The organism is Bacillus sp. FSL W8-0770, from assembly GCF_038008705.1.
Taxonomy (GTDB): domain Bacteria; phylum Bacillota; class Bacilli; order Bacillales; family Bacillaceae_G; genus Bacillus_A; species Bacillus_A cereus.
Genome location: NZ_JBBOZR010000001.1, coordinates 4,718,857 through 4,744,501, shown reverse-complemented (window position 1 = coordinate 4,744,501; position 25,645 = coordinate 4,718,857). Strand labels below are relative to the sequence as shown.

Sequence of the window (25,645 nt, the reverse complement as noted above, 5' to 3'; positions counted from 1 at the left end):
ATATTTATTAGTAGAGGCTCACTCATTGATTGCGACTTATGTCGAAAAATTGAATGAGCATTCATTCAAGAATAGGGGGAGAATTGGATGTTCCAAATTAAAAAGGCTGCTGTTCTAGGTTCAGGCGTAATGGGTTCGGGAATTGCGGCACACTTAGCTAATATTGGTATTCCGACATTATTGCTTGATATTGTACCACCTGCGCTTACGAAAGAAGAAGAAGCGAAGGGACTTACATTAGAACATAAAAGTGTGAGAAATCGTTTTAGTAATACGGCTGTGCAAAAACTATTAAAGCAAAAACCAGCTCCTCTGACAGTGAAAGGAAATCTAGCACTGATTGAAGCAGGTAACTTAGAAGATGATCTTGAGCGTCTAGCTGATGTAGATTGGATTATTGAAGTAGTAGTTGAAAACTTAGATATTAAAAAGAAATTATTTGAAAAAGTAGACGCTGTTCGTAAACCGGGCTCAATTGTAAGCTCGAATACGTCAGGCATTTCAGTTGAAAAAATGGCAGAAGGTCGTTCAGACGACTTCCAGAAACACTTCTTAGGCACACACTTTTTTAACCCACCACGATATTTAAAACTTCTAGAGGTAATACCGACGAAAGAAACAGATCCACAAGTATTAAGCTTCATGAAACTATTTGGCGAAGACGTTCTTGGAAAAGGCGTTGTTATCGCAAAAGACACACCAAACTTTATTGGAAACCGCATCGGTACGTACGGTTTATTAGTAACTCTTCAAGAGATGATAAAACGCGGCTACAGCATTGGGGAAGTTGATTCTGTAACAGGCCCACTTATTGGTCGTCCGAAGAGCGCAACGTTCCGCACATTAGATGTTGTCGGTTTAGATACATTCGTACACGTTGCAAATAACGTATATGAAAATGTGCAAGAAGAAGAGCGTGATGTATTTAAAGTACCAGCTTTCATGCATGACATGCTTGATAAAAAATGGCTTGGAAGCAAAACAGGTCAAGGCTTCTTCTTAAAACAAGGAAAAGAAATTTTAGAATTAAATCCTGAAACGATGGAATATGAAGCGCGTAAAAAATTAAAAGCTGCATCCGTAGAGTTAAGTAAACAAGAAAAAGGATTAGCGAATAAATTGAAAGCGCTTGTATACGCAAAAGACCGCGCAGGAGAGTTATTATGGAACATCATTACACCAACTCTTTTATACTCTGCAAAACTTCATAAAGAAATTGCTGACGATATCGTTGCAATTGACCAAGCGATGAAGTGGGGCTTCGGCTGGGAGCAAGGACCGTTTGAAGTGTGGGATGCAATCGGCGTTGAAAAATCTGTTCAAAAGATGGAAGAAAACGGCGTAGTTGTTCCTACTTGGGTGAAAGAAATGTTAGAGAAAGGTTTCACTACTTTCTATAAACATGATAACGGCGATAGCTACTATTACGATAATGGCGAATATAAGCTAATCGAGCGTAATAAAAAAGCAATTTCTCTTAAGCAATTAAAAGCGAAAAATGGTGTATTAAAGAAAAATAGCGGAGCGAGCTTAATTGATTTAGGCGACGGCATCCTTTGCTTAGAGTTCCATTCGAAGAGCAATGCAATTGGTATGGATATTACGCAAATGATTAACTACGCTGTTGATGAAGTAGAAAAGAATTATAAAGGTCTTGTTATCGGTAACCAATCGAAGAACTTCTGCGTTGGTGCGAACCTAGCAATGATCTTAATGGAAGCACAAGACGACAACTACTTTGAAATTGAGTGGGTTGTGAAAAACTTCCAAGATGCAATGACGAAAATTAAGTACTCTTCTAAGCCAGTTGTAGCAGCACCATACGGTATGACGCTTGGCGGAGGTACAGAAGTTTGCTTACCAGCAGCGAGCATTCAAGCTTCTAGTGAAACGTATATGGGCTTAGTAGAAGTTGGTGTTGGCTTAATCCCTGGCGGAGGCGGTAATAAAGAGCTATACATTAAACACTTAAACAAAATGGCAAACGGTGTAGAGTTTGATCTGCAAAAAGTTGCAAATAAAGTGTTCGAAACAGTCGCAATGGCGAAAGTTTCAACTTCAGGACAAGAAGCAGTTTCTCATAACTTCTTAGGTGATAAAGATGGTATTAGTGTGAATGGTGATCACTTACTATACGATGCGAAACAGAAAGCACTTGCTTTATATGAAGCTGGTTATAAAGCGCCGATCCGTAAAAAGATACCAGTTGTTGGGGAAACAGGATATGCAACTCTTGCACTTGGTGCTGAAGCAATGCATTTATCTGGTTACATTTCAGAGTACGATCTTCACATTGCTAAGAAACTTGCATATGTCATTGCGGGCGGAAAAGTGCCGTACGGAACAGAAGTTGATGAGCAATATTTATTAGATGTAGAACGTGAAGCATTTATTAGCTTAGTAAGTGAGATGAAATCACAAGCAAGAATGCAGCACATGCTTGTAAAAGGAAAGCCATTACGTAACTAATAACGAGGGGAGATATCGTTCATGAGAGAAGCTGTCATTGTTGCGGGAGCAAGAACACCAATTGGAAAAGCAAAGAGGGGTTCATTAAAAACAGTTCGTCCTGACGATTTAGGGGCGTTAGTAGTAAAGGAAACGTTAAAGCGTGCGAATTATGAAGGACCAATCGATGATTTAATTTTCGGTTGTGCGATGCCAGAAGCAGAGCAAGGTTTAAATATGGCTCGTAATATCGGCGGATTAGCAGGACTTTCTTACGATGTTCCAGCTATTACGATTAACCGTTACTGTTCTTCAGGTTTACAAAGTATCGCTTACGGAGCTGAGCGTATTATGCTTGGTCACTCTGAAGCTGTATTATCAGGCGGAGCAGAATCAATGAGTTTAGTTCCAATGATGGGACACGTTGTTCGTCCGAATAGTCGCCTTGTAGAAGCGGCTCCAGAATATTATATGGGTATGGGACATACAGCAGAGCAAGTTGCTGTGAAATATGGAATTTCTCGTGAAGAGCAAGATGCATTTGCAGTAAGAAGTCATCAACGTGCTGCGAAAGCATTAGCGGCAGGAAACTTTGTTGATGAAACAGTACCTGTAGATGTGACGTTACGCTCGGTTGGATCAAACAATAAACTTCAAGAAGAAACAATCACTTTCGCACAAGACGAAGGTGTAAGAGCAGAGACAACGCTAGACATTTTAGGGAAATTACGTCCAGCATTTAACGTTCGCGGTTCTGTAACAGCTGGTAACTCTTCACAAATGAGTGACGGTGCAGCATCTGTACTATTAATGGATCGCGAAAAAGCAGTGAGCGATGGCATGAAGCCACTTGCGAAATTCCGTTCATTTGCAGTAGCTGGCGTACCACCAGAAGTAATGGGAATCGGCCCAATCGCTGCAATTCCGAAAGCGTTAAAACTAGCTGGCTTAGAGTTATCTGATATTGGCTTATTCGAACTAAATGAAGCATTTGCTTCTCAATCGATCCAAGTTATTCGTGAACTTGGTTTAGATGAAGAAAAAGTAAACGTAAACGGTGGTGCAATCGCACTTGGACATCCACTTGGCTGTACAGGAGCAAAACTAACACTATCTCTTATTCACGAAATGAAACGTCGCAACGAACAATTCGGTATCGTAACAATGTGTATCGGCGGCGGAATGGGAGCAGCGGGAGTATTTGAATTACTTTAAAAAGTGCAGGTGGCTCGTTTAGAACAGGAGGGCGTTGGAAGCCTTGACGAAGAGGCACTTTTTGCCTCACAGGAAGGGGTGAAACGACCGACTGTTTTAGCCACTGGAACTGGATTATGAAAAAAAGTGGAAGCGGCTCGTTCAGAATGTGAGGGGGATGGAGCTTCAGACGTAGAGGCGTTCTTTGCCTCGCAGGAAGAAGCGAAGGCACCGAACATTCTAGCCGCTGGAACTGGATTATAAAAAAGAATGGAAGCAACAAAGGTTTATAAAAAAAGGGAGAGCTAGCTTCTTTCAAAAAGAGAGAAGCGGCTCATGAAAATATGAAGGAGGAAATTTTCATGGAAAAAACAGTAGGAAATGCGGTTAAAGGCGGTAGCTTTTTAGTAGATGAGATTACGATTGATCAAGTGTTTACGCCAGAAGATTTTTCATCTGAGCATAAAATGATTGCAAAAACGACAGAGGACTTTATCGTAAATGAAGTTCTTCCAGAGCTTGAATATTTAGAGCAACATGAGTTTGATCGTTCAGTTCGTCTTTTAAAAGAAGCTGGAGAACTTGGTTTATTAGGCGCTGACGTACCAGAAGAGTACGGCGGAATTGGTCTTGATAAAGTAAGCTCAGCGTTAATCGCAGAGAAATTCTCTCGCGCTGGTGGCTTTGCAATTACTCACGGTGCTCACGTAGGTATCGGATCTTTACCAATCGTATTATTCGGTAACGAAGAGCAAAAGAAAAAGTATTTACCATTACTTGCAACTGGTGAAAAATTAGCTGCATATGCATTAACAGAGCCAGGTTCAGGATCTGACGCATTAGGCGCAAAAACAACTGCACGTTTAAATGCAGAAGGTACACATTATGTATTAAACGGTGAAAAACAGTGGATTACAAACTCTGCATTCGCTGACGTATTCGTTGTATATGCAAAAATCGATGGAGAGCACTTCTCAGCATTTATCGTAGAGAAAGACTACGCTGGCGTATCTACAAGCCCAGAAGAAAAGAAAATGGGTATTAAATGTTCTTCAACTCGTACGTTAATTTTAGAAGATGCGTTAGTACCGAAAGAAAACTTACTTGGTGAAATCGGTAAAGGTCATATTATCGCATTCAACATTTTAAATATCGGTCGTTATAAATTAGGTGTTGGTACAGTTGGATCTGCGAAACGTGCAGTAGAAATTTCAGCACAATATGCAAACCAACGTCAACAGTTCAAACAACCAATCGCTCGCTTCCCATTAATTCAAGAGAAACTTGCGAATATGGCAGCAAAAACATATGCAGCTGAAAGCTCTGTATATCGTACAGTAGGTTTATTCGAAAGCCGCATGAGCACATTATCTGAAGAAGAAGTAAAAGACGGTAAAGCAGTAGCAGCTTCTATCGCTGAATATGCAATCGAGTGCTCTTTAAACAAAGTATTCGGTTCTGAAGTATTAGACTATACAGTAGATGAAGGTGTTCAAATTCACGGTGGTTACGGATTTATGGCAGAATACGAGATTGAAAGAATGTACCGCGATTCTCGTATTAACCGTATTTTCGAAGGGACGAACGAAATTAACCGCCTAATCGTACCAGGTACGTTCTTACGTAAAGCGATGAAGGGTGAATTACCACTTCTTCAAAAAGCACAAAAATTACAAGAAGAGTTAATGATGATGATGCCAGAAGAAGTGGGCGATGAGCCATTGGCACTTCAAAAATATTTAGTAACTAATGCGAAGAAAATCGGCTTAATGGTAGCTGGATTAGCGGCTCAAAAATATGGTAAAGCATTAGATAAAGAGCAAGAAATTCTTGTGAATATCGCTGACATCGTAAGTAATCTATACGCAATGGAATCAGCTGTTCTTCGTACAGAAAAAGCAATCAAAACAACTGGTCTTGAAAAGAATAAACAAAAAGTGTTATACACTGAAGTATTCTGCCAAGAAGCATTCAACGAAATCGAAGCAGATGCGAAAGAAACACTTATCGCAGTTGAAAATGGCGACATGCTGCGCATGATGTTATCATCATTACGTAAATTAACTCGTCACACACCACTTAACGTAATTCCGAAGAAACGTGAAATCGCTGCGAAAATTTTAGAAGATGAGCGTTACACAGTTTAATATCTTTAAAGAACAGTAGTCGTTTATACGGCTACTGTTCTTTTTTTTTTGAAAAAAAGAAATTTTTTAGTGACACAAAAACTAATGCCATTAGTATAATGAAACTAATGGTATTAGTTTTTGTGAAAAGGGAGATGGAAATATGAGAATGATACATGAACAAACGGTATATCAATTGTCATTTTTGCCAAGAGTGTTTCCTGTGAATTGTTACTTTGTGGAGGAAGAAGATGGTTTAACTTTAATTGATGCGGCTTTGCCATATAGCGCAAAAAGTATTTTACAGGCGGCTGAGAAAATAGGAAAACCAATTACTAAGATTGTATTAACACATGCGCATGATGATCACATCGGTGCATTAGACGCATTAAAGGAAGTACTCCCTCATGTTCCAGTCTATATTTCTAAGCGGGACGCAAAGCTGTTAGAAGGAGATACGACGTTACAAAAGGATGAACCAAATATACCGATAAAAGGCGGTGTACCTAAAAAGGTAAAAACGGTACCTGATGTTTTATTAGAAGATGGCGACCGAGTTGGATCGCTTCTTGCGATTATGACACCGGGACATACGCCAGGATCCATGTCGTTTCTTGATGTACGAAATAAAGCTCTTATTGTTGGGGATGCATTTCAAACAAGAGGAGGTATGGCTGTTTCGGGACAAATGAAATTTTGGTTTCCGTTTCCTGCGATGGCAACGTGGAGTAAAGAAATATCAGTACAAAGTGCAGAGAAGTTAAGCGAATATGAGCCTTCCTTACTTGCGGCAGGGCATGGGGAAATGATAAAGGATCCAGGGACTGTCATAGAGCTTGCTATTAAGGAAGCGAAACGGAATATAGAAAGTAAGAAAGAGGGTTAATTTATGTCACCGAGAATTGGACTTACATTACAGAAAATTGTAGAAACAGCTGCAGAAATTGCAGATGCAAATGGAATACAAGAAGTGACATTAGCTTCATTAGCGCAAAGGTTAGGGATACGTTCGCCCTCACTATATAATCATGTAAAAGGGTTACAAGATGTACGGAAAAATCTTGGTATTTACGGAATAAAACAGCTGCATAACAAACTGGAAGAAGCGGCCGAGGATAAACGTATGGATGAAGCAATTCATGCATTAGGAGAAGCGTATGTAGCATTTGTCCGAAAACATCCTGGACTATATGAAGCAACTTTTTTACGAGATGAAGAAGTAAGAAAAGCAGGTGACGGAATTGTAAAGCTTTGTCTTCAAGTATTACAACAGTATGGCTTAGAAGGAGAGAATGCACTTCATGCGACACGCGGATTCAGAAGTATTTGTCATGGATTTGCTTCGATTGAACAGCAAGGCGGATTTGGTTTGCCGTTAGATCTGGATACAAGTTTACATGTATTATTGGAAACGTTTATTAAAGGATTACGTGAATAAGAAGCGAGACAAACAAAAACCTTAGAAGTGATTTTTTAGTTATCTTTTTAATTGGGAATCTATATTCGTTAACAGGCGAACAGTATAAATTAGCAAATGCATGTTTATTAGCAGGAGTACTTTGTTCTTATGCTTTAACTATCGTAGTTTTGAAAAGAAGATATTAGATGAGAAAGAGCCTCTAGTGGTTTAGAGGCTCTTTTTTGTTAAATGATATTATTTTGCAGGTTTGAAAAATGTGTATATGGCTAAGAAAAAGCAAACGAAACTGAATACGATAGGATCTTGATATGGACTAGGCTCAGAGCCCTTCTGGATTTCTGTAAGGAAGTCATGTGTTTTCATATTTATTGCTCCTTTATATAAGAATACGTTTAATGAAACTAATACTTACTAATAGAGTTGCACTAATAACTACTAAGAAAAACGTAGTATTACGGTTTTTATAGTTGTTAAGCGCAATGAATAAAAAACAAATGAGAAATAACATATGTAAAGGAATAGAAGTGAGTAATGGCTTTAAAGTTAATATATCAATCAACAGTTTTACATAGAGGATTGCGTAAATGATAAAGAAGATAACTTTAACATATTTTTGTATGAGCACACCTTCCTACCATGGTTTGTTTGAGGATTATGCTGTTATTATAAGGGTAGCTTTTGAATGTTTATATTTTTCTGTAATTATAACATTTTTTTGTATTTATAAATAGATGTGACTGATTTGAAATGTAAGAAAGCTTTTTCATGAATACGATTTAAAAAGAACAGAATACTAAAGGAGAATGAAAGAAGAAAGGTAGGAGTATTCCATGCAAAATTTAACAGAGCTTGAAGTAGAAAACTTACGTCATTTAATTGGTGGACATGCAACAATTATTAACAAGTTGGAGCAGTATGCACAAACGTGTACAGATCCACAACTGAAACAAATGCTACAAAAGGATGCACAAGATGCACGAAATACGAAGCAACAATTAATGACTTTTTTAGGATAGGAGGAAGCGGAACATGAATGAAAAAGATATGGTAAATGATTATTTAGCAGGATTAAATGCAAGTTTAACAAGCTATGCAAATTATATTGCTCAGTCTGATAATGAGCAGTTACATCAAACGTTAATTCAAATTCGTAATCAAGATGAGATGCGCCAACGTAATATGTATGAGTACGCAAAGCAAAAAAGTTATTACAAACCGGCAGCACCTGCGAATCCAATGATTGTGCAGCAATTAAAAAGTCAATTAAGTGCGGAATAACGGGATGACAAAAAACGGGCGAATGAAGTCGCTCGTTTTTTGTTTTGAGCATGTCAATAAATATAAAATAAATATTTTTCCAGTTGTAACAAATATGACGAAAATGGAATATAACAATTCACAAAAAGGACAAATATTTTGTTCAATATTTCACAAAGTATCCATGGTTTCTATCGTGGGAACCTCTATAATTAGGAGTGTAAAGAGCAAAAGAAATAGATTATATGATCAATTAGGAGAGATTGCTATGAAAAGACATACAAGAAAAATTGCAATTATCGGTACTGGATTAGTTGGATCAAGTTGTGCGTATTCCATTGTAAATCAAGGAATTTGCGAAGAGCTATTATTAATTGATATAAATCATGAACGTGCAGTTGGGGAAGCAATGGATTTATCACATTGCATTAACTTTACAAATACAAGAACAAAAGTATATGCAGGAAGCTATGAAGACTGCAAAGATATGGACATTGTTATTATTACAGCAGGGCCAGCACCAAAACCTGGACAAAGTCGCTTAGATACTTTAGGAGCGAGTGCGAAGATTATGGAAAGTGTTGTTGGCGGCGTAATGGAAAGTGGATTTGATGGTATTTTCTTACTTGCATCGAACCCAGTTGATATTATTACATATGAAGTGTGGAAATTATCTGGATTACCTAGAAATCGCGTAATTGGTACTGGTACATCACTAGATTCTTCTCGCTTAAGAACAATTTTATCTGAAATGCTACATGTAGACCCTCGTAGTATCCATGGGTATTCATTAGGAGAACATGGTGATTCTCAAATGGTTGCTTGGTCTCATGTAACTGTTGGTGGAAAGCCAGTTCTGCAAATTTTAGAAGAACAAAAAGAACGATTTGGTGAAATAGATTTAGATGAAATTGTTGAGAAGACTGCAAAAGCTGGATGGGAAATTTATAAACGAAAAGGTACTACTTATTACGGAATTGGAAATTCTCTAGCATATATTGCGAGTTCAATCTTTAATGATGATCACCGTGTTATCGCTGTATCAGCCATTTTAGATGGTGAGTACGGTGAATATGATATTTGTACAGGAGTACCCGCTATTATTACTAGAGACGGTATAAGAGAAGTTGTAGAACTCAATTTAACAGAGGATGAAGAATCTCGATTCGCAAAATCAAACGATATTTTACGTGATTATATGAAAACAATTGGTTACTAACTTATAGAAGAAGGTGAAACGAATGAAGGAATATATAATGTCTCGTGTATTTAAAGCATCTGCTGGAATCGCACAAGGTATTTTCGTATCCCTCGGAATTGGTTTACTGATCGAAAATATAGGAAGAATTGTTGATATACCATTACTTATTACAATCGGAGTTGTTGCAAAATCCCTTATGGCACCGGCGATTGGTGCCGGCATTGCTTTTATGCTCGGTGCAAACGGTCTTGTAATCTTCTCGGCGATGGTAGCCGGAGCAATTGGTGCCGGATCCATTTCAATTACTGAAGCTGGTCTAATTATTAAAACAGGTGAGCCAATCGGTGCATTATTAACAGCAACTTTAGCTGTATATATTGGTAAACGTTTAAGCGGAAAAACTGCGTTAGATATGATGCTCGTTCCATTTGCAGCAATATTAGGTTCTGGTTTAGTTGGTATTTGGTTATCTCATAATATTACTCCTGTTTTAAATGCAGTTGGAGCGTTCATTAAAGATAGCTCAGCTGGTAGTCCATTTATTGCTTCTATCGTCATTGCAGTAGTTTGGGGACTATTACTTATCTCTCCAGCTTCATCAGCTGCGTTAGCAATTGCACTTAGCTTAGACGGTGTTGCAGGTGGTGCTGCGCTTGCCGGATGCGTCGCTCAGTTTATCGGATTCTCTGTCATCTCAGCGAAAGAAAACAATTTAGGTGGCATATTAGCTCAAGCACTTTGTACTCCGAAAGTACAGTTGCCAAATATCACTAAAAACCCAATGATTCTCGTTCCAACTGTCGTCGCCAGTGCTATAGTCGGTCCAGTATCAGCATTAATTTTCCAACTGGAAGCAGGAAAGGAAATTGCAGGTCTTGGATTAAGTTCTCTTATCGCACCAATTAATTTAATTTCCAGCCAAGGGTGGGAAGTTCTCCCGGCGATGGTAATTACTTATATCGTCATTCCAGTAGCTGTTTCTTATATACTTTACATTGCTCTTAAAAAAGCAGGTCGTATTCACTCTGGTGATATGACTGTACCTCAATCTTAAGTTGAAAATCTCCTTACTAATAGATAAAAGCAGACTGAGAAGCCACAGTCTGCTTTTTTGTCATGCTACATTCTATGATTTTGTTTTACTGGAACTCTTATCGGTTCTTTGGCCAATAAGAGCTGAACGCCGAAGTAAAGTATGCTTGCAAGCGTCATTCCAGAAACGGCATCTACAAAGGCATGCTGCTTCGTAAATAGCGTTGATAAAATAATAAGTGTACCGAAGAAAGTAAGGATGTAATATTCAAAAGCATGCTGTTCTCTACGCTTAAAGGCAGCTAACATAATTACAAATGTAGTAAGAACGTGAATGCTAGGAAAACAGTTTACAGGTTGATCGATACTATAAATATAGCGAACTAGTTCAGAAAATACATCTGTCCCAACGACAGTCGGACGCGGTACAGTTGTTTGCCAAAAATAATAAATAGAAAAACAAGCAAGCTTTCCAAAAATAATACTACTTAAAGTGACATAATATTGCTTTCGGTCTGCAAAGCAGTAATAAATAAGTGCGCCGTATAAGTATGGAAACCAAAGTAAATAAGGAATAATAAATGCTTTTACAAATGGAATCCAATCATCTACTACAGTTGTAACGTCTACTGCGTGAACAGTCGATTTATTTAATACGTCGTAAAGGGGACTTACGAGTACGAGTAGAAGTATATAACTTAACGGAAGAAAAGATGAAAGTTTAAATTTCTTCATGTTGATCTCCTATGTTTAGTAATGTAAGTAAATTCAATTGATTATAATATAGAAACGTGAATTGGGCTATCGATTTTACTTACATTTTCTTGAATTAACCTTACGTTTTTGTCACTTGACTAAAAAGAAGGGAAGGGTGCTAAATGAAGCGTTTATCGTATTTCTTATTTTTTATATTGATATGCCTAGTCGGTGCTGGGTGTGCAAAGGATAAAGAAGGAGAGAAATTAGAATATAACGGAAGAGCACTCGTAATTGGAGTTGTTGGAGAAAAGCCGAAAGATACGTTTAGGAATGTAAAGTTTGAGGAAATGAAGTTAGAGGCACTGGAAAAGAAATCTAAGGAAGTGGATGGTTTTCTAATAATGAAAGATCACTTTCAAGAAGCCTCAACAGAGCAGTATAAAAATGTATTTTCATCGCTAAAGAAACCAGTGTTTTTTATCGGTTTACAAGATAAATTATATTCAATTTTTATTACAAAAGGGATAGAGTATAACAGTGCACGAAAAGATGTAAATGCGATGTATACGCAAGGTTTTGCGAATATCGGAAGTGGTGAAGGGCAACAATGGGCAATTGGTTTATCAAATGGTGGAAACACAGAAGAAAGTATTCATAATATGTATATCGTAGTATTTCAAACAATTGCAGATTATTTGAATAGATGATGAAGGAGCCTGTAAAAGAGGCTTCTTATTTTTTTAAATAAACGTTTGTTTAAGCTGTATGTTCGGTAGGAAGAAACCGATGTAACTCAAGGGTTAACAAAGAGAAATGGAGAATTAATCAAACGTTTGTTTAAGCTGTATGTTCGGTAGGAAGAAACTCCTGTAGTTCAAAGGTTAAGAAAGAAAAATGGAGAATTAATCAAACGCTTGTTTAAGATATATGTTTGGTGCAGAATCTAAAAAATTTATATATTTATTTTTTTCTTAACAAATGGCGGAAAAATAAGAAAAATTCGCAGGATTATTAAAAATTATCACGAAATAAGTAAAAGTTTAGCGAATAATGGTTTGAAATAATAAAACGTTTTCTATATGATAAAGGTAAAGGTTAGTAAAAAAGTAGGTGAATTTATGACAGTAACATTTTATTCATATCCAAAGTGTGGCACATGTCAAAAGGCAAAGAAATGGTTTGAGGCAAACGATGTAGCATATGAGATGATTCATATTGTTGAAAATCCACCATCAAAAGAAGATTTACGTAATTTACATGAAAAAAGTGAATTACCATTAAAAAAATTCTTTAATACAAGTGGAATGCGTTACCGTGAACTTGGTCTAAAAGATAAGTTGAAAGATGCAAGCGAAGACGAAATGTATGAGCTTTTAGCATCGGATGGCATGTTGATTAAACGTCCAATTGTAACAGATGGAACGAATGTAACACTTGGTTTTAACGAAGAGCAGTTTGAAAGTGTGTGGAAAAAGTACCAATAAGGTATTTTTACATAATTAATACATTCACTGGAGGTACAGTCATGAGCATTCCAAATAATTTACGTTACTCTGAAGAACACGAATGGGTAAAAACTGAAGGTAATGAAGTTGTTATCGGTATCACTCACTTTGCACAAGGTGAGCTAGGCGATATCGTATTCGTTGAACTTCCTGAAGTAGGTGCAACAATCGAAGCTGACGAGCCATTCGGAAGCGTAGAATCTGTTAAAACAGTTTCTGAGTTATACGCACCTGTAAGCGGTAAAGTTGTAGCAGTAAACGAAGAATTAAGTGACCAACCAGAACTTGTTAACGAATCTCCATACGAGGGTGCATGGATGGTTAAAGTTGAACTTTCTGATGCAAGCCAAGTTGAGAAGTTATTAACTGCAGAAAAATATGCAGAAATGACAAACCAAGACTAATTATAGTCGACTAAAGGACAGCCTTTGTGCTGTCCTTTTTTATTTTGTGTGAAATAATGAAATTCAAGTTATATGTAAATAAATAAGCTATTATGAGAAAAACTGTTTTGTGGTAAGGTTTCATAAGTCTTCACAATCTAAACGAGCCGCTTGCGCTTTTCATTGTCCAGCTCCACCTCCTAGCTCTTCATGTCTAAGAACCCTCCGCACAAGAAGACAAAAAGCGTCTTCTGTGCGAAAGAACCTTAGCCAACAGGGCTAAACAGTCGGTTCCGCTTTTCTTTATGATCCAGCTCTAGCGGCTAGATTGTTCGGTGGCTTCGCTTCTTCCTGCAAGGCAAACGCCTTTACGTCAGAAGCTCCATCCCCCTCACAATCTGAATGAGCCGCTTCCGCTTTTCTTTGTGATCCAGCTCCAGCGGCTAGAACAGTCGGTCATTTCACTCCTTCACTTGAGGCAAAAAGCGCCTCTAGTTCAGGAGTTCCAATGTCCTCTTGTTCTGAGCAAGCCGCTTCCGCTTTTCTTTTGCAAAAATAAACAGGAAACAACATGAAAATAACGAATATACTATATACTAAGTTCAAGGTTATATAGTATATGGTGATCGGGTGATGACATATGATTTATGTAGAAAAAGTCATTATTGTAGAAGGTACATCAGATAGAAGAAAGATTGAATCTATTATTCGTGAACCGGTGGAAATTGTTTGTACAAATGGTACAATTGGTTTGTCGAAAATGGATGAGCTCGTTGATCAGTTTTTTGATAAGGAAGTGTATGTGCTAGTGGATGCTGATGATGCTGGAGAAAAGTTAAGGAAACAATTTCGAAAAGAATTTCCGCAAGCCGAGCATATCTATATTGATCGCTCGTACCGAGAAGTGGCAACTGCGCCATCTACACACTTAGCAAATGTATTATGGGGAGCCGACATTGACGTTTATACAGAATATTTACGGTAAGGAATGATAGAAGTGATTGATTGGACAGGAGCCGAAGCTACAGCCCTAATAGAGAACGAAGAAAAAACAGTATTATATGTATATACTCCAATGTGTGGAACATGCCAATTAGCAAAAAAGATGTTAACAGTCGTTGAGATGACAATTGAAGGCCTCAAAATTGGGATGTTAGATTTAAATTATGCTCCGTATTTAGCGAAAGAGTATGGGATTGAAAGTGTACCTTGTTTACTTGTTTTTGAAAATGGGACACTGATGAAGAAGATATACGCATTTCATTCGGTTGAATATTTATATACGGAATTAAAGTAGGCGGCAAAATTTTTGCCGCCTCGACATATTTCTTGGGAAATATGTCGAGATGCAGGGTGGATACAGTATTTGTCGAGCGAAAATAACAGGATTACTCTTTAGTGAGAGGGAATGGTATGTAATAGAAAGTGATATGAAGGATGTGATTTAGGGTGAGATTATATTCTTTGCTTCAATCATTTGTAAATTACGCTAATGGTCAATATCATTTAGAACCGCTTTTAAGGAAAGAGGAAAAAACTGTTAATTTTCGCTTTGGAGATGAAAGTTGTTCGTTACAAATTTCAAGAGATTATATAGAGCTGGTACATGAGGAAAGAGGAACGGAACAAATCATTTGCTTAGATGAAAAGGATATAGAACAATTGGTGAATGGAAATGTACGATTGCAAATGTTAATGAACGATGGACGTGTACAATATTCGGGAACGTACCGAACGATGTTATTAGTGGAATCGATGTTTCACATATGTAAACCGATGTCAGTAGGGGCTTAAAATTCTGAAGGTTCATTTTTTACGAAAATTTTTGTTGACATGGTGTGTGGATATTGATACAATTCAATTCATAAAATATAGACAATTTAATAAATTACAAATCAGACGAAAATTGAATCTGATTTCTCTTATCAAGAGAGGTGGAGGGACTGTGCCCTGTGAAGCCCGGCAACCGTCAACTTATGTTGAAATGGTGCCAATTCCTGCAAAGCGAATGCTTTGAGAGATGAGAGAGAGGGATAATGTTGTTATATACGCATATAAACCTTTCTGCTTCTCTAAAGCAGAAAGGTTTTTTTATTGTTTGAATGTGGAGGACATTCAAACAATAAAGGTAGTGATAACGTTGGACTACACGCATTAAACATAAAAATTGCGGAGTCGATCTAAAATCTTTATGAAATCTAGCTCCAGCGGCTAGAACAGTCGGTCGTTTCATCCCTTCCTATGAGGCCAAAAGCGCCTCTACGTCAGGGATTCGGGCGTCCTCTTGTTCTAAACGAGCCGCTTGCGCTTTTTATTTAAAAAAGGGGTGAACATCATGATTCTATTAGAGAACGTAAAGAAAATATATAAGGCGAAAAGCGGTGATGTCACTGCTGTAGATAACGCCAATTTAAAAATAGAAAAAGGTGAAATATTTGGTGTTATTGGATATAGCGGCGCTGGGAAAAGTTCTTTAATCAGATTGTTTAATCAGTTAGAGAAACCGACTTCTGGTCAAATTACAATTGCGAATCGTGTTATATCAGCAATTACAGGAAGTGAACTTCGTAAGGCAAGGCAAGAAATCGGAATGATTTTTCAGCACTTCAACTTACTTTGGTCACGAACTGTACGTGAAAATATTGAGTTTCCACTTGAAATTGCAGGTGTTGATAAAGCGAAGAGAAGAAAACGTGTTGATGAATTAATTCATCTTGTTGGATTAGAAGGAAGAGGAGACGCGTACCCATCTCAGCTGAGTGGAGGCCAAAAGCAACGCGTCGGGATTGCAAGAGCATTAGCTAACAATCCACAAGTGCTTTTATGTGATGAAGCAACGTCAGCTCTTGATCCGGAAACGACAGATCAAATTTTAGATTTACTATTAGACATTAATAAGCGTCTTGGTTTAACAATTGTACTCATTACACATGAAATGCACGTGATTCGAAAGATATGTAACCGAGTAGCGGTAATGGAGAGAGGAAAGATTGTAGAAACAGGTCCAGTACTTGATGTATTCCGTAATCCGAAGCAAGATATTACGAAACGATTTGTACAGCAGTTAACAGATTCTGAAGATACAAATGAAACAATTGAAAGTTTAATTGAAAAATATCCAGATGGAAAAGTAATTCGTTTGCAGTTTATCGGTGAGGCTGTAGAAAGACCAGTGCTTCAACGATTAATGCAACGCAGTGATATAGAAGTTAGCATTTTGCAAGGAAATATTGCACAAACGAATAACGGTTCTTACGGTAGTTTAGTTGTTCATTTAAATGGTGAGGAAACAGCGATCCAGCAAGCAATAGAAGGAATTCATCAAGATCAAGTAGAGCTGGAGGTGATTGCACATGGATAAGTTACTCGCAAATGTTGATTGGAATCAAATGTTAGAAGCAACTGGTGAAACGTTATATATGACGGCAATCGCAGCTCTTGCGACATTTGTTTTAGGACTAATTTTAGGATTGTTACTCTTCATGACAGCGAAAGATAATTTATGGGAAAACAAATCAATTAATACGGTGATTGGAGCATTCGTAAATATATTCCGCTCTATACCGTTCATCATTTTAATTATTTTATTAATCCCATTCACAAAGATTCTTCTTGGAACAATTCTTGGAGCAAGTGCAGCTTTGCCGGCTTTAATTATTGGAGCGGCACCATTCTATGCGAGAATGGTTGAAATTGCACTTCGCGAAATTGATAAAGGTGTAATTGAAGCTTCAAAAGCAATGGGAGCAAAAACAAGCACAATTATTTTGAAAGTGTTAATTCCAGAATCATTACCAGCATTAGTATCTGGTATTACGGTTACGACAATTGCTTTAGTAGGCTATACAGCAATGGCGGGAGTTGTTGGTGCTGGTGGCCTTGGAACACTTGCTTACTTAGAAGGATTCCAGAGAGGGAATAACGATGTAACAATCGTTGCGACAATTTGTGTATTACTAGTTGTATTTTTAATCCAGTGGATTGGTGATAGTTTAACGACTCGAATAGATAAACGATAATAAAAACGGGAGGATATTTTAAATGAAAAAATTATTACTTACGGCACTTATTTCAACTTCAATTTTTGGGTTAGCTGCTTGTGGCGGGAAAGATAAAGATGAAAAGAAACTTGTTGTTGGTGCTTCTAACGTACCGCATGCTGAAATTTTAGAAAAAGCAAAACCGTTACTTGAGAAAAAAGGAATTGAATTAGAAGTGAAAAAATTCCAAGATTACGTGTTGCCAAATAAATCGTTAGCGGATAAGGATTTAGATGCAAACTACTTCCAGCACATTCCGTATTTAGAAAAAGAAATTAAAGATAAAAAATATGATTTTGAAATAGCAGGGAAAATTCATATTGAACCAATTGGTGTATACTCTCAAAAATATAAGAGCTTAAAAGAACTTCCAGACGGGGCGACAATTATTATGAGTAATTCCGTTACTGACCATGGACGTGGTTTAGCAATTTTACAAAAAGAAGGCATTTTAAAAATTAAAGACGGAGTAGATCCAGTTAGTGCAACTCCAAAAGATATTGCAGATAATCCTAAAAACTTAAAGTTCAAAACGGATATTGAGCCTGGTTTGTTACCACAGGTGTATAACAATAAAGAAGGCGACGCTGTTTTAATTAATTCAAACTATGCAATTGATGCGAAATTAAACCCAGAAAAAGATGCAATTGCAATTGAAGGTGATGATTCACCGTATGCAAACGTAGTAGTGGTTCGTAAAGGTGATAAAGATAAAAAGGCGATTAAAGAGCTAGTAGAAGTATTGCATTCAAAAGAAATTCAAGACTTTATTACTAAAGAATATAAAGGTGCTGTACTTCCGATAAGTGAATAAATATAAGGAAAGGACTGGTAATTTTCCAGTTCTTTTTTCTTTATATAAATAAGAAGAAAGGTGTATCATAGAAAGATGTAAATGAAATACTTATATACATTTGTGAAAAAATTGTTACTTTTTTTCGTCGTTTGCGATATCATTTTATTTGATATAAGATTAGAATGAGAATAAAATGAGAATATGAACGTTTTAGGAATTTTTAAAATGTATATATAGGATTAATGGAGGTATTGAGATGGCTGGTTCTACATTAACGGTTAAAGACTTACACGTATCAATTGATGGCAAAGAAATTTTAAAGGGTGTAAACCTTGAAGTAAAAGGTGGAGAAATCCACGCAATTATGGGACCTAACGGAACAGGTAAATCAACTTTATCTTCTGCAATTATGGGTCACCCAAAGTATGAAGTAACAGAAGGTAGCATCATCATCGACGGTGAAGATGTATTAGAAATGGAAGTAGATGAGCGCGCACAAGCGGGTCTATTCCTAGCAATGCAATATCCAAGTGAAATTAGCGGAGTAACAAACGCTGACTTCTTACGTTCTGCAATTAACGCACGTCGTGAAGAAGGCGATGAAATTTCTCTTATGAAATTTATCCGTACATTAGATAAAAACATGGAATTCCTAGAAATGGATCCAGAAATGGCACAACGTTATTTAAACGAAGGTTTCTCTGGTGGAGAGAAAAAACGTAACGAAATTCTTCAATTAATGATGATTGAGCCAAAAATCGCAATCTTAGATGAAATCGACTCAGGTCTTGATATCGATGCATTAAAAGTTGTATCTAAAGGTATTAACGAAATGCGCGGCGAAGAGTTCGGTTGCCTAATGATTACGCATTACCAACGTTTATTAAACTACATCACTCCAGACTTCGTTCACGTTATGATGAACGGTCGTATCGTTAAATCTGGTGGCCCTGAGCTTGCACAACGTCTAGAAGCTGAAGGTTACGACTGGATTAAAAAAGAATTAGGTATTGAAGACGAAACAACAGAGCAAGAAGCGTAAGAGAGGAGCATAAACATGACAATCGGTACATTACCTTTCGATCAAGAAACAATCCGTCAACGCGCAAGCGAAGTAAACGAAGCTGCTTGGTTGACTGAGTTCCGCTTACAAGCTCTTGCACAAGCAACTGAACTTCCAATGCCAACGCCTGATAAAACGAAAATTGACAAATGGGACTTTATCGGAAAAGGCGACGCTGCTAAGCAAGAGCCTGTAAGTTCTTTAACTGAACTTCCAGAAGCAGTGAAAAACTTAATCGATGAAAATAACAGCGTATTAGTGCAACGTACTGGTACAACTGCATTCGTTTCTTTAGCAGACGAAGCAAAAGAAAAAGGTGTTATTTTTACAGACATTGTAACAGCAGCAACTGAGCATGCTGAACTAGTACAAAAGTACTTAATGAAAGACGGCGTGAAAGTAGACGAGCATCGTCTAACTGCACTTCATGCTGCATTAATCAACGGTGGTGCATTCGTATATGTTCCGAAAAACGTTGTTCTTGAAACTCCACTTCAAGCTGTATTCTTAGTAGACGGCGAAGAAGCTAACGTATATAATCACGTACTATTCGTAGCTGATGCGAACAGTACTGCAACTTATGTAGAAAACTATGTTGCAAATGAAAATGCTAAAGGTATTGCAAATATCGTAGCAGAAGTAATCGTGGAACAAGGCGCACAAGTGAAATTCGGTGCGGTTGATCTATTAGCAAAAGACGTAACAACTTACGTTAACCGCCGCGGCGTTGTAGGACGCGACGGCCGTATTGATTGGGCTCTAGGCCTTATGAATGACGGAAACACAATTTCAGAGAACGTTACGAACTTAATGGGCGACGGTTCATATGCTGATACGAAAACAGTAACAATTGGCCGTGGTAACCAAACACAAAACTTTACAACTAAAGTTGTTCACTTCGGTAAACATTCTGAAGGTTGGATTTTAAAACACGGTGTACAAAAAGATAGTGCAACATCTATCTTTAACGGAATTGGTAAAATTGAACACGGTGCATCTAAATCAAATGCACAACAATCTTCTCGCGTTCTTATGTTAGATGAAAAAGCTCGCGGTGATGCAAACCCAATTCTTTTAATCGACGAAGATGATGTAATGGCAGGTCACGCAGCTTCAGTAGGTCGCGTAGATCCAGTCCAACTATACTACTTGATGAGCCGTGGTATTCCAAAACGCGAAGCAGAACGTTTAGTCATCCATGGATTCTTAGCACCTGTAGTTAATGAGCTTCCAATTGAAGGAGTAAAGGCACAGCTTGTTGAGGTAATTGAAAGGAAAGTTCGCTAATGAATATTCATGAAATACGCAAACAGTTTCCAATTCTTGATCAAAAAGTGAACGGCAAACAACTTGTTTATTTCGATAGTGCAGCAACTTCTCAAAAACCAATTCAAGTCATTGAAACGTTAGAACGTTACTATAAAGAATATAATTCTAACGTGCATCGCGGTGTTCATACGCTCGGTACGAAAGCTACCGACGCGTATGAAGGTGCACGTGAGAAAGTTCGCAAGTTTATCAATGCGAAATCAATGGAAGAGATTATTTTCACACGCGGAACGACAACTGCATTAAATACAGTAGCAGCTAGCTATGGTCTTGAAAATGTAAAAGAAGGCGATGAGATCGTTATTTCTTACATGGAGCACCATAGTAATATCATTCCGTGGCAACAAGTTGCGAAGAAAACTGGCGCAACTTTGAAATACCTTCCGCTTCAACCAGACGGTACGATCTCTTTAGAAGATGTTCGTCAAACTGTTACACCGAATACAAAAATCGTTTCTATTATGCAAGTATCAAACGTACTTGGAACGATTAACCCTGTAAAAGAAATCGGAGCAATCGCACACGAAAACGGCGCAATTATGGTCGTTGACGGTGCACAAAGTACACCTCACATGAAAGTGGATGTACAAGATTTAAACTGTGATTTCTATGCATTATCTGCTCATAAGATGTGCGGACCTACAGGTATCGGCGTATTATATGGTAAGAAAGAATTGCTAAACAATATGGAGCCAATTGAATTTGGTGGTGAAATGATTGATTTCGTAGATTTACAAGAATCTACTTGGAAAGAGCTTCCGTGGAAGTTTGAAGCAGGTACACCGATTATCGGTAATGCAATCGGACTTGGTGCGGCAATTGATTTCCTAGAAGAAATCGGTCTTCATAATATTGAAAAGCATGAGCATGAATTAGCGCAATACGCTTTAGAAAGACTATCAGAAGTAGATGGCGTTACAATTTATGGTCCAAAGCATCGCGCTGGTCTTGTTACATTTAATATTGAAGACGTACATCCTCACGATGTAGCGACTGTATTAGATGTAGAAGGCATTGCAGTTCGCGCAGGACATCACTGTGCACAACCGCTTATGAAGTGGCTAAAAGCTTCTTCAACAGCACGTGCGAGCTTCTATTTATATAATACAAAAGAAGAAATTGATACATTTGTTGACTCGCTAATCAAGACAAAGGAGTATTTCACAAATGTCATTTAATAATTTAGATACGTTATATCGTCAAGTTATTATGGATCATTATAAAAATCCTCGTAACCATGGCGTATTAGAAGATAGTGTTACCGTTAATTTGAACAATCCAACTTGCGGCGATCGTATTCAACTTACGATGAAAGTAGAAGAAGGTATTGTGCAAGAGGCGAAGTTTGAAGGCGAAGGATGTTCAATCTCAATGTCTTCAGCTTCAATGATGACACAAGCAGTAAAAGGTAAGAAAATTGAAGAAGCACTTCAGCTTTCGAAAATTTTCTCTGACATGATGCTAGGAAAAGAGTACGATGACAGCATCGATTTAGGAGATATTGAAGCATTACAAGGCGTATGCAAGTTCCCTGCACGTATTAAATGTGCAACATTAGCGTGGAAAGCGTTAGAAAAGGGCTTAAACGAAGATAAGTAATGTTAAAGGTTCCTAAAAACGAGGTTATCTAAGGAGGGACACACCAACATGGCGAAGCAACTGCCAGATATCGGCGATTATAAATATGGTTTCAAAGACAAAGACGTTTCGATTTTCCGTGCTGGACGCGGTTTAACAAAAGAAATCGTTGAAGAAATTTCACGTATGAAAGAAGAACCACAGTGGATGTTAGACTTCCGTTTAAAATCACTGGATAAGTTCTACGAAATGCCAATGCCACAATGGGGCGGCGACTTAAACGACTTAGATTTCGATGAAATTACGTACTACGTAAAACCATCTGAGAAATCTGAGAAGTCTTGGGATGAAGTACCTGATGAAATTAAAGCAACATTTGATAAATTAGGTATTCCAGAAGCTGAGCAAAAATATTTAGCTGGTGTATCTGCACAGTACGAATCTGAAGTTGTATACCACAACATGAAAGAAGACCTAGAAGCTCTAGGAATCGTCTTCAAAGATACAGATAGCGCATTAAAAGAGAACGAAGATATTTTCCGTGAACATTTCGGAAAAGTAATCCCACCAACAGACAACAAATTCTCTGCATTAAACTCTGCAGTTTGGTCTGGTGGATCATTCATCTACGTTCCAAAAGGTGTTAAAGTTGATACACCACTTCAAGCGTATTTCCGTATTAACTCTGAAAATATGGGACAATTCGAGCGTACGCTTATCATCGTAGACGAAGGCGCACACGTACACTACGTAGAAGGTTGTACAGCACCTGTTTACACTACTAACTCACTTCACAGTGCGGTAGTAGAAATCATCATTAAAAAAGATGCTTATTGCCGTTATACAACAATCCAAAACTGGGCGAACAACGTATACAACCTAGTTACAAAACGTGCGGTTTGTGAAGAAAACGCAACGATGGAATGGATTGACGGTAACATCGGATCTAAATTAACGATGAAATACCCAGCAGTTATCTTAAAAGGCGAAGGCGCTCGTGGTTTAACATTATCTATCGCGATTGCTGGTAAAGGCCAACACCAAGATGCTGGTGCGAAAATGATTCACTTAGCACCAAACACGTCTTCAACAATCGTTTCTAAATCGATTGCGAAGCATGGTGGTAAAGTAACTTACCGTGGTATCGTACACTTCGGACCAAAAGCGAAAAACTCTCGCTCTAACATCGAGTGTGACACGTTAATCATGGATAACCAATCTACATCTGATACAATTCCTTACAACGAAATCAAAAACGATTACGTTTCACTTGAGCACGAAGCGAAAGTATCTAAAGTATCAGAAGAACAATTATTCTACCTAATGAGCCGTGGTATTTCTGAGCAAGAAGCTACAGAAATGATCGTAATGGGCTTCATTGAACCATTCACTCGCGAACTTCCAATGGAATACGCAGTTGAAATGAACCGCCTAATCAAGTTTGAGATGGAAGGTTCTATTGGTTAAATAGAAATGCGGAGCCGACTGTTCAGACCCGTTGGCTAAGGTTCTTTCGCACAGAAGATGCTTTTTATCTTCTCGTGCGGAAGGTTCTTAGACATGAGGGGCTAGGAGGCAAAGCTGGATAATATATGCATGAAGAAAGCGCCCTGCACAGCAGGGCGCTTTTTTGTTTTGCGGATTTGTCTTGGCTTGGGAGAGGATACCCGGGTGGGTGTTCAGTTAAATATATCAGCGATTTTTCAAATATATCGACCATAACTCGGAATATATCAGCGATTATTTCAATATATCGACGATTCGACAAGGGATATCGACTTATCAACAAATTACGACATAGCAAGAGGAACGAATACCCCGCACCCTTCAAACAGGAAAGGAGCATTTATACATAAAGAGGGCGACTGGAAGTAATTTAGATTAAAATAATGACAAATGCAGCAAAGAACTTATGGGAAAATCCCCACGGCTAACTTTCTGACAAATCCCCGCTCTACCAACTAATCCCCACACTGGCAAAAATAAAGTTTCTCGTATAAAAAGGACAATCTTTTGCTTTTTCTCACAATGCGAGTACAATGTAAAATAGCAAGAAAAGACGAAAAGTATTTACAGGATTATTGTGTGCGCATAGCGTAAATGGCAGTAAGGAACTGAGAGGAGGTTTTTTCTCTGAATACAAATAAAGAAACAATCATCCACCTTTATCATACAAACGATATACATAGTCATTTTGAAAATTGGCCGCAAATTTCTCGGTTTGTTCTAGGGGAGAAAAAGCGAAGACAGGAAGCGGGAGAGACTGTTTTGACGGTTGATATCGGCGATCATGTGGATCGTTTTCATAGTATTTCGGAAGCGACGAATGGACTTGGGAATACGAAGCTTTTGAATGAGGCGTTATATGATTATGTAACGATCGGAAATAATGAAGGAATTACGTTAGCGAAGGAGCATTTGAATCGGCTCTATGATGATGCTGGATTTGAAATACTTGTCGCAAATTTATTTGAAAAAGAAGGGGTACGTCCGTCATGGGCAAGGCCTTATAAATTGCATACAACGACGGATGGGATTACCATTGCTTTTATCGGATTAACGGTAGCTTATCCAGAGTTTTATCAGATGCTCGATTGGCATATTGAAGATCCCATTATTCATTTAGAGTCTATTTTAGAAGAAGTGAAAGATGAGGCTCATATTACGGTTGTCCTTTCTCACCTTGGAAAAAGTATGGATGAGTATATGGCAGAGCATTATGATATAGATGTTATTTTAGGAGCACATACGCATCATTTATTTGAGCGTGGTATTCTACTGAATAATACTTTACTTTGTTGTTGTGAAAAGTGGGGGCGTTACGTTGGTCACGTACAGCTTACTGTGGATATAGAGATGAAGAAATTGCTGAAAAAAGACGGTAGAGCGATTAAGACGGAACGTTTAGGTGCTTATAACGAGCCGTTATCCACAATTGAAATACTGCAGGAAGAAAGTGAGCATATAATGGCAGAGTCTGTCGTTCATTTAAAAGAGTCATTACCGGTTGATTGGTTTCATGAGACGCCGTTTTCTCACATGTTAGCAAGTGCGCTGAAAACATGGTGCAATGCAGAGATTGGCATGGTGAACGCTGGTGTACTTCTTGAAGGGTTAGAAGAGGGTGTTGTAACGCGCGGAGATATTCACAGAATTTGTCCACATCCAATTAATCCGTGTGCTTTGAAAGTTCCAGGAAAGATATTAAGAGAAGTTATTTTGAAAGCACGTAAGCCGAATATGGAGAATCTTGAGGTGAAAGGATTCGGATTTCGGGGAAAAGTGATGGGGAAAATGATTTACGCTGGTGTAGAAGTCATTCCAGATACGATTCCTGGGAATAAAATTTTACTCGAAGATGTATTAATTAACGGGGAATCGCTGGAATTAGATCGTATATATACAGTAGGAACGATTGATATGTTTACATTTGGCTACTTATACCCAGAGCTATCCACACTTTCTGACAAACAATATTACATGCCAGAACTACTTAGAGATGTGTTAACAGATATGTTAATAACTTATACATCTTCCGTTAAACTATAGGCTAGTTAACTTGTAACACTCATTT

25 protein-coding genes, 1 pseudogene and 1 riboswitch are annotated in these 25,645 nt (G+C 37.9%); of the genes and pseudogenes, 25 read left to right on the top strand and 1 reads right to left on the bottom strand.

The annotated features are described in order from the left end of the window. Positions 1 to 87: 87 nt before the first annotated feature. The 10 genes and pseudogenes from NST27_RS24570 (at position 88) to NST27_RS24525 (ending at position 10,700) form a co-directional block, all read left to right on the top strand. Positions 88 to 2,469 (top strand): 3-hydroxyacyl-CoA dehydrogenase/enoyl-CoA hydratase family protein, encoded by a 2,382-nt coding sequence (locus tag NST27_RS24570; RefSeq protein WP_000486368.1) that lies wholly within the window; start codon positions 88 to 90, stop codon positions 2,467 to 2,469. A 21-nt stretch (positions 2,470 to 2,490) separates the two neighbouring features. Beyond that, entirely contained in the window at positions 2,491 to 3,663 is a 1,173-nt protein-coding gene (locus tag NST27_RS24565) for an acetyl-CoA C-acetyltransferase (protein ID WP_001206346.1), read from the top strand. Between the two features lie 341 nt (positions 3,664 to 4,004). Then, the gene (locus NST27_RS24560) at positions 4,005 to 5,789 is read left to right on the top strand and encodes an acyl-CoA dehydrogenase family protein (RefSeq protein WP_000416291.1); all 1,785 of its coding nucleotides are present in this window, start codon (positions 4,005 to 4,007) and stop codon (positions 5,787 to 5,789) included. Positions 5,790 to 5,931: 142 nt separating this feature from the next. Next, the gene (locus NST27_RS24555; RefSeq protein WP_001242349.1) at positions 5,932 to 6,654 is read left to right on the top strand and encodes an MBL fold metallo-hydrolase; all 723 of its coding nucleotides are present in this window, start codon (positions 5,932 to 5,934) and stop codon (positions 6,652 to 6,654) included. A gap of 3 nt (positions 6,655 to 6,657) precedes the next feature. Further along, a complete protein-coding gene (locus tag NST27_RS24550) occupies positions 6,658 to 7,206 on the top strand; it encodes a TetR/AcrR family transcriptional regulator (RefSeq protein ID WP_000074923.1) in 549 nt (182 codons plus the stop codon). A gap of 32 nt (positions 7,207 to 7,238) precedes the next feature. Beyond that, positions 7,239 to 7,373 (top strand): annotated as a pseudogene (locus NST27_RS24545) (DUF2178 domain-containing protein); the annotation flags it as partial. Between the two features lie 645 nt (positions 7,374 to 8,018). Continuing rightward, positions 8,019 to 8,204, top strand: a complete 186-nt coding sequence (locus tag NST27_RS24540) for a hypothetical protein (protein WP_001180555.1) — start codon at positions 8,019 to 8,021, stop codon at positions 8,202 to 8,204. A 13-nt stretch (positions 8,205 to 8,217) separates the two neighbouring features. Continuing rightward, complete coding sequence (locus NST27_RS24535) at positions 8,218 to 8,466, top strand: spore coat protein (protein WP_001002987.1); 249 nt, start codon at positions 8,218 to 8,220, stop codon at positions 8,464 to 8,466. A gap of 247 nt (positions 8,467 to 8,713) precedes the next feature. Beyond that, positions 8,714 to 9,664 carry an L-lactate dehydrogenase gene (locus NST27_RS24530; RefSeq protein ID WP_000820652.1) on the top strand — a complete coding sequence of 317 codons (951 nt, stop codon included), beginning with the start codon at positions 8,714 to 8,716 and terminating at the stop codon, positions 9,662 to 9,664. A 22-nt stretch (positions 9,665 to 9,686) separates the two neighbouring features. Further along, complete coding sequence (locus tag NST27_RS24525) at positions 9,687 to 10,700, top strand: PTS transporter subunit IIC (RefSeq protein ID WP_000666172.1); 1,014 nt, start codon at positions 9,687 to 9,689, stop codon at positions 10,698 to 10,700. Between the two features lie 65 nt (positions 10,701 to 10,765). On the opposite strand, the gene NST27_RS24520 is transcribed toward NST27_RS24525, so the two are convergent. After that, positions 10,766 to 11,413: a phosphatase PAP2 family protein gene (locus NST27_RS24520; RefSeq protein WP_000713763.1), complete on the bottom strand. Its 648-nt coding sequence runs from the start codon at positions 11,411 to 11,413 to the stop codon at positions 10,766 to 10,768. Positions 11,414 to 11,556: 143 nt separating this feature from the next. Between NST27_RS24520 and NST27_RS24515 the strand changes: the two genes are divergently transcribed. The 15 genes from NST27_RS24515 to NST27_RS24445 all read left to right on the top strand — a co-directional run bounded on the left by NST27_RS24515 (position 11,557) and on the right by NST27_RS24445 (position 25,620). Continuing rightward, positions 11,557 to 12,084 carry a hypothetical protein gene (locus NST27_RS24515; protein WP_000826875.1) on the top strand — a complete coding sequence of 176 codons (528 nt, stop codon included), beginning with the start codon at positions 11,557 to 11,559 and terminating at the stop codon, positions 12,082 to 12,084. A 411-nt stretch (positions 12,085 to 12,495) separates the two neighbouring features. Continuing rightward, positions 12,496 to 12,861, top strand: coding sequence for an arsenate reductase family protein (locus tag NST27_RS24510; RefSeq protein WP_000218968.1), 366 nt, complete (start codon positions 12,496 to 12,498; stop codon positions 12,859 to 12,861). A gap of 41 nt (positions 12,862 to 12,902) precedes the next feature. After that, positions 12,903 to 13,286 (top strand): glycine cleavage system protein GcvH, encoded by a 384-nt coding sequence (gene gcvH / locus NST27_RS24505; protein WP_000026896.1) that lies wholly within the window; start codon positions 12,903 to 12,905, stop codon positions 13,284 to 13,286. Positions 13,287 to 13,905: 619 nt separating this feature from the next. Beyond that, a complete protein-coding gene (locus tag NST27_RS24500; protein ID WP_000640870.1) occupies positions 13,906 to 14,250 on the top strand; it encodes a toprim domain-containing protein in 345 nt (114 codons plus the stop codon). 3 nt (positions 14,251 to 14,253) lie between these two features. Beyond that, the gene (locus NST27_RS24495; protein ID WP_002062684.1) at positions 14,254 to 14,562 is read left to right on the top strand and encodes a thioredoxin family protein; all 309 of its coding nucleotides are present in this window, start codon (positions 14,254 to 14,256) and stop codon (positions 14,560 to 14,562) included. A 152-nt stretch (positions 14,563 to 14,714) separates the two neighbouring features. After that, positions 14,715 to 15,059 (top strand): hypothetical protein, encoded by a 345-nt coding sequence (locus NST27_RS24490; RefSeq protein ID WP_001242137.1) that lies wholly within the window; start codon positions 14,715 to 14,717, stop codon positions 15,057 to 15,059. Between the two features lie 125 nt (positions 15,060 to 15,184). Continuing rightward, positions 15,185 to 15,292: riboswitch (SAM riboswitch) on the top strand. A gap of 308 nt (positions 15,293 to 15,600) precedes the next feature. Then, on the top strand, positions 15,601 to 16,626 hold the full coding sequence (locus tag NST27_RS24485) for a methionine ABC transporter ATP-binding protein (protein WP_000601780.1): 1,026 nt from the start codon (positions 15,601 to 15,603) through the stop codon (positions 16,624 to 16,626). Continuing rightward, positions 16,619 to 17,284 (top strand): methionine ABC transporter permease, encoded by a 666-nt coding sequence (locus NST27_RS24480; protein ID WP_000359401.1) that lies wholly within the window; start codon positions 16,619 to 16,621, stop codon positions 17,282 to 17,284. The genes NST27_RS24485 and NST27_RS24480 overlap by 8 nt, the downstream gene beginning before the upstream one ends. Before the next feature lie 22 nt (positions 17,285 to 17,306). Continuing rightward, positions 17,307 to 18,119, top strand: a complete 813-nt coding sequence (metQ, locus tag NST27_RS24475; protein ID WP_000735086.1) for a methionine ABC transporter substrate-binding lipoprotein MetQ — start codon at positions 17,307 to 17,309, stop codon at positions 18,117 to 18,119. A 238-nt stretch (positions 18,120 to 18,357) separates the two neighbouring features. Further along, positions 18,358 to 19,143, top strand: coding sequence for a Fe-S cluster assembly ATPase SufC (sufC, locus tag NST27_RS24470; protein ID WP_000929160.1), 786 nt, complete (start codon positions 18,358 to 18,360; stop codon positions 19,141 to 19,143). 15 nt (positions 19,144 to 19,158) lie between these two features. Then, positions 19,159 to 20,451, top strand: coding sequence for a Fe-S cluster assembly protein SufD (sufD, locus tag NST27_RS24465; protein ID WP_000152167.1), 1,293 nt, complete (start codon positions 19,159 to 19,161; stop codon positions 20,449 to 20,451). Then, the gene (gene sufS, locus NST27_RS24460; RefSeq protein WP_001020768.1) at positions 20,451 to 21,671 is read left to right on the top strand and encodes a cysteine desulfurase SufS; all 1,221 of its coding nucleotides are present in this window, start codon (positions 20,451 to 20,453) and stop codon (positions 21,669 to 21,671) included. The genes sufD and sufS overlap by 1 nt, the downstream gene beginning before the upstream one ends. Then, positions 21,661 to 22,092, top strand: coding sequence for a Fe-S cluster assembly sulfur transfer protein SufU (gene sufU / locus NST27_RS24455; RefSeq protein ID WP_000009523.1), 432 nt, complete (start codon positions 21,661 to 21,663; stop codon positions 22,090 to 22,092). Before sufS ends, sufU begins: the two co-directional genes overlap by 11 nt. Positions 22,093 to 22,140: 48 nt before the next feature. Next, complete coding sequence (gene sufB, locus NST27_RS24450; RefSeq protein ID WP_001118827.1) at positions 22,141 to 23,538, top strand: Fe-S cluster assembly protein SufB; 1,398 nt, start codon at positions 22,141 to 22,143, stop codon at positions 23,536 to 23,538. Positions 23,539 to 24,204: 666 nt separating this feature from the next. Next, the gene (locus NST27_RS24445) at positions 24,205 to 25,620 is read left to right on the top strand and encodes a bifunctional metallophosphatase/5'-nucleotidase (protein ID WP_206702944.1); all 1,416 of its coding nucleotides are present in this window, start codon (positions 24,205 to 24,207) and stop codon (positions 25,618 to 25,620) included. Positions 25,621 to 25,645: the final 25 nt, after the last annotated feature.